This window comes from Pseudoalteromonas sp. P1-13-1a (assembly GCF_001401875.1).
In the GTDB taxonomy this organism is placed as follows: domain Bacteria; phylum Pseudomonadota; class Gammaproteobacteria; order Enterobacterales; family Alteromonadaceae; genus Pseudoalteromonas.
Window position 1 is genome coordinate 1 of sequence record NZ_LKDV01000101.1, and the last position, 356, is coordinate 356.

Here is a 356-nt window from a genome sequence, read left to right on the forward strand (position 1 = left end):
GAACCGGCACGACTTGTTAGTCGAGGGATTTTAAATCCCTTGTGTCTACCAATTCCACCACTCGGGCATCGAGTTTGCTATTTAAAGCAAGTGGATAAAACTAATATGGAGCGGCACACGAGGCTCGAACTCGTGACCTCGACCTTGGCAAGGTCGCGCTCTACCAACTGAGCTAGTGCCGCATCATATTAATTCTGAATTTAAATGCATAAACTAATTTATGTAATATTTTTTTATAAATTACACTTGGCGATGTAATTAAACCACAAAGTGGTGCCCGAGGCCGGACTTGAACCGGCACGACTTGTTAGTCGAGGGATTTTAAATCCCTTGTGTCTACCAATTCCACCACTCGG

1 tRNA gene is annotated in these 356 nt (G+C 44.1%); it reads right to left on the reverse strand.

Going from position 1 to position 356, the window contains the following annotated elements:
- Positions 1-106: 106 nt before the first annotated feature.
- A tRNA-Gly gene (locus tag AN391_RS19980) sits at positions 107-182 on the reverse strand.
- Positions 183-356: the final 174 nt, after the last annotated feature.